The organism is Stenotrophomonas sp. 2YAF22 (assembly GCF_052114665.1).
Lineage (GTDB): Bacteria > Pseudomonadota > Gammaproteobacteria > Xanthomonadales > Xanthomonadaceae > Stenotrophomonas > Stenotrophomonas indicatrix.
Genome location: NZ_JBFRFE010000434.1, coordinates 1 through 3,707, shown reverse-complemented (window position 1 = coordinate 3,707; position 3,707 = coordinate 1). Strand labels below are relative to the sequence as shown.

At 59.5% G+C, this 3,707-nt stretch carries 3 protein-coding genes and 1 pseudogene; all 4 read right to left on the bottom strand.

The features are described 5' to 3' along the window. Positions 1-75 precede the first annotated feature (75 nt). On the bottom strand, positions 76-1,215 hold the full coding sequence (locus tag AB4Y84_RS15935) for an XVIPCD domain-containing protein (RefSeq protein ID WP_442244000.1): 1,140 nt from the start codon (positions 1,213-1,215) through the stop codon (positions 76-78). A gap of 28 nt (positions 1,216-1,243) precedes the next feature. After that, positions 1,244-1,648 (bottom strand): hypothetical protein, encoded by a 405-nt coding sequence (locus tag AB4Y84_RS15930; protein WP_248148361.1) that lies wholly within the window; start codon positions 1,646-1,648, stop codon positions 1,244-1,246. Between the two features lie 511 nt (positions 1,649-2,159). After that, a complete protein-coding gene (locus AB4Y84_RS15925; protein WP_025875781.1) occupies positions 2,160-3,179 on the bottom strand; it encodes a ribonucleotide-diphosphate reductase subunit beta in 1,020 nt (339 codons plus the stop codon). A 127-nt stretch (positions 3,180-3,306) separates the two neighbouring features. Beyond that, positions 3,307-3,707 (bottom strand): annotated as a pseudogene (locus AB4Y84_RS15920) (ribonucleoside-diphosphate reductase subunit alpha); the annotation flags it as partial.

Genomic DNA, 3,707 nt, shown 5'->3' with positions numbered 1-3,707 from the left:
GGACATGACAGGCTTCTCCATGAAGTCTGCACTGTGYGCCGGGACATGGACGCCTCCGATGCCGCAGCGATACTCCTATCTCAAGAACGATGGACCGTCCTGCATATGAACATGCTGTGCCGGCTGTTGTTCAAGGCTCGCTGCTTGCGATTGACTCAACGCATCAGCACGCCGCAGCGACTCCGCTTCAGGCGCACGAAGCGCATCCATCGTATTCATGTGTCCTCGGCGATGGGCAGGATCATCCATTGCCCCCTCCACTATAAAGACCCTCTCCCCACGAGCCAGGCTTTCTGTCGGGTTGTTGAGCACAACATGATCAACCCGCGAAAGCCCCTGCTCCTTCGCCAGTACCAACAGGCTTGCGGTCATCCGCTGGCTCGACTCGTCCCACGGCTTCCCATGCTCGGCGTCCAGGCGTTCCACACCAGCCCTAATCTGCATATAGAGAGAACGGTCTGCATCACCGAGTTCAGCTGTTGAAGAAGAAACTCGATGCAGCGACGGCGAGTCGTCGATGGAAGTGCCAACTCTCTCCGCAACCGCAGTGCTTTCGGCGTCAAGTTCTGGCTCCGGCCTGCGCTGCCGCCGCTGCGGGGGTGCTATGTGTTGATCATAGTAGGCGCCGTAGTAAAGCTCGTAATTCGCATGACGGCCAACTGACGGAACCTCCGTCTTGAATACCTCAGCGATCTGTCCAAGCGCTTGGCTACGATTGATCCGCCCGGCCTGGAGTTCAACTGCAATAGCCCCATACTGCTGTGGTCGATTACCCGTGCCTGACACGCCAATATCCGGTCCACCAGCCGCGACAATTTCGCGCTGGACCTGGACATTGCTGAGAGTCGCGGCTGCTTCTCCTCGCAACATGCTGTTTACATAAGATTGCTTGGAAGTCCGATCTGGGCCTTCGGTGAAGAGATGGTGCCCAACTTCGTGAGAAAGAGAACGTGCAATTCTGGGGCCTTGCCCGATCGCGTTCTCGTCAATAACGATCTTCACACCGGGAACAAGATAGGTGCCGCCACCGGCTTGCCCCCAGACAACATCCAGACCGTCGCGTCCTGCTTGGGCGAGACCCGCTTGAAGTGTTGTGGATTTCGCCAGAATCGGCGTAAACGAGGGGTCGGCCAATGGCGATGTAGGACGACGTGCGGCTCCTGGGCGCCCCCCCTCCTGCTGCTGTGGCAGTCCAACTTCTTCAGTACGCTCCATGGTGCGGCTCCTCCGCAATGACAGGGGGTCAGCGCTGCCTGATCGATACGTAGGTCAGCGTCACGTTGTCAGAGGCGAGCCCGAGCACGACCGTGGCACTGTTCACCTGCACGGACCAGTAAGGGCGGGAATCAGGCGCATCGGGGTGAGGTGGATACAGGGTGGAGTCCTCCCAGATGATTTCCTTGAGCACAATGCTCGGTGGCACGACCTCAAAGATCAGGTTCGCATGCGCAGGATCGTCGGCAGGACTTCTCAGCGTGATGTTCCGGACCTCAAGGTCACCCAACATTCCGCGTTCTGCGATCCGCTCGTCCCTCAAGCCCTGTCGAGTCGGCTCTCCCAGGTGCGTGTGAAGCTGTTCATTCAATGCATCGACATCATCAAAACGCACGCTGGTCAAACGCTCGATGTCGCTCTTGAATCGCTCCATACCAGTTTCACTCCCTGATTTGACGGACTGTCTTTGATTCAAATGATGCGACAGGGCTGGCGCGCCGCTCGAGCACGCTGACAGTACCAACGCTGCAATAGTGATTGTGAGGCAGCGATACCCTGCTACCCAGGGGCGGCGCCGAAGTCCACCTTTTGATGAAGAAGCGCATTTCTCGACCCATGCATCCATGAAAGTACCTCTCGCGGGAGTCCCACTTTGGCGAATCTAGCACGACGTCGGAGTCAAGCAGGTCATTGGCCGTGGGCACTCAGTCGCCGATGTGGCAAGTCGGCTCGGTAAATCGATCCACAGTCTTCAAAGCTGGCGATAGTGGCATGTGAATCCATAGTCCACGCGCCCGGTGGCAACGGCTCGGGCATGGGCATGGGCATGCGTCCATGAAAAAAACTTCCGCGCTGCGCGCTCGCCGGGCTTGGCCCGGCGCTACCGTAAAAACGAAAAACCCCGGCGTTTGCCGGGGTTTTCGCGACAGACCTGATCGGATCGATCAGAAGTTCATGTCGAAGGCGACTTCGCCCTTCACGCCCACCTGGTAGGCCGAGGCGCGGCGTTCGAAGAAGTTGGTCAGTTCCTGCACGTCCTGCAGCTCCATGAAGCTCAGCGGGTTGCGCACGTTGTACTTGCGCTCCATGCCCAGGCGATGGAAATGGTTGTCGGCGCAGTGCTGCAGGTACTGGCGCATGTCACGGGTGGAGATGCCTGCCACGCCACCGGACAGCACGTCCTCGGCGAACTGCACTTCACACTCGATGGCCTCGGCCAGCATGTCGTAGACATCCTGCTTCATCTTGTCGTCAAACAGGTCCGGCTCTTCCTCGCGGATCACGTCCACGCACTCGAAGGCGAACTCCATGTGCGCGCTTTCGTCGCGGAACACCCAGTTGGTGCCCGAAGCCAGGCCGTTGAGCAGGCCGCGCGAACGGAAGTAGTACACGTAGGCGAAGGCGGCGAAGAAGAACAGGCCTTCGATGCACGCCGCGAAGCAGATCTGGTTGAGCAGGAACTGGCGGCGCTCTTCGCGGGTCTCGATGCGCTTCAGGTCCTGGATCGAATCGATCCACTTGAAGCAGAAATCGGCCTTCTTCTTGATCGAGTCGATGTTCTCCACCGCGGCGAAGGCTTTGACGCGCTCGTCCGGATCCGGCAGGTAGTTGTCCAGCAGGGTCAGGTAGAACTGCACGTGCAGCGCTTCTTCATACAGCTGGCGCGACAGGTACATGCGCGCTTCGGGCGCGTTCAAGTGCTGGTACAGGTTCAGCACCAGGTTGTTGGACACGATCGAATCGCCGGTGGCGAAGAAGGCGACCAGGCGGTGGATCAGGTGGCGCTCGCCCGGCGACATCTTGCTGTGCAGGTCGCTGATGTCGATCTGGAAGTTGATCTCTTCCACCGTCCAGGTGTTCTTGATCGCATTCCGGTACATGTCATAGAACTGCGGGTAGCGCATCGGGCGCAGGGTCAGTTCAAAACCGGGATCGAGCAGCATCTGCTTGGGCTTGTCGGCCATGGGTGTTTCCTTGTCTTCTCGGGTCAAAACGCCGGGCATGGCCCGGCGCTACCTTGTTATTTCCGTAGTCGAGCAGCAGTGCCGACCAACGGTCGGCACCCACCGCGCGTTAATCCACCGCGCGGTGTTACTGGCAGGCTTCGCAGGCTTCCGGGTTCTCCAGCGAGCAGGCGATGGCCTCCTCCGGGCTGAACACCTTTTCCGGCGCAACGCTGGCCGTGTGGCTGACGGTGGTCTTGGCGATCTTGGTGGCCGGACGCGAACGTAGGTAGTAGGTGGTCTTGATGCCCTGCTTCCAGGCGTACATGTACATGGAGGACATCGCGCCGATGCTCGGGCTTTCCATGAACAGGTTGAGCGAGGCGGACTGGTCGATGAAGGCGCCACGGTCGGCGGCCATGTCGATCAGCGAACGCATCGGCAGTTCCCATGCAGTGCGGTAGACGTGGCGCAGCGTTTCCGGAATCTGGGTGATGGCCTGGATCGAGCGGTCGTCCAGCTTTATCGGATCGCGCATTTCCGGGGTCC